At 47.5% G+C, this 815-nt stretch carries 2 protein-coding genes; one reads left to right on the forward strand and one right to left on the reverse strand.

The window, feature by feature from the left end; all coding sequences use genetic code 11:
• The coding region (locus R7044_RS24845) for a DUF4174 domain-containing protein (protein WP_225455951.1) at positions 1 to 344 on the forward strand (344 nt) is incomplete at its 5' end.
• Positions 345 to 388: 44 nt separating this feature from the next.
• Here R7044_RS24845 and R7044_RS24850 read toward each other — a convergent pair.
• A partial coding sequence (locus R7044_RS24850; RefSeq protein WP_263857037.1) for a uroporphyrinogen-III C-methyltransferase occupies positions 389 to 815 on the reverse strand: 427 nt, incomplete at its 5' end.

An 815-nucleotide genomic window follows, 5' to 3' on the forward strand; every position in this document is an offset into this window, starting at 1 on the left:
TTCTGTATTTCGCGCCTGAAAATGATGATTACGTAAAACAGTTCTTGCTTGAAGCATTGATGCACGAGTGTGAGTTAGTTGATAGAGATGTCGTCACACTGGTAATCACAGAAGACGGCTACACCGTGCCAAGCTGGCTTAAAGAAGAGTTTGATTTAAAGATACTCGCAGAGATCTACAGCGTGAAAAAAGGCGAGCACACTGCGATTTTGCTCGGTAAAGATGGCTTAGAAAAATACCGCTGGGGGGCAGAAACCGACTGGCAATACATTAACGATTTGATTGACCAAATGCCGATGCGGAAACAAGAGATGCAGAGGCAGCGAAGCCCCTGCGAAATCTGAAGCACTTGAGGAAATGAAGACTCGTGAAGAAACAGGATTCTTCGTTACTTTCCGAACCACGCCAACTTATTATGCAGCTGCGTAACGCTCCCCACCACAATCAATGCAGGGCTTACTGCTTGCTCTGCCATGTTAGACAGTTCATTTAGTTTACCTTGGAACACGCGTTGCTCTGGTCGCGTCCCATTTTCGATGATTGCGCATGACATTTCTGGGTCTAAGCCGTGCGTGATGAGCTTGTCCATAATGTGACTGCTTTGCTTCAAACCCATGTAAAACACAAGCGTGTTGTTTGATTGCGCTAACGAGTGCCATTCAATTTCGCGACCGTCTTTTTGCACGTGACCCGTGATGAATTGAACGCTTTGCGCATGATCACGGTGCGTTAATGGAATACCAGCGTAAGCCGTCGCGCCAGCCGCAGCAGTGATCCCCGGCACCACTTCGTATTGAATACCGTATTCTGCAAGC

It is taken from the genome of Vibrio sp. 1402, from assembly GCF_033340275.1.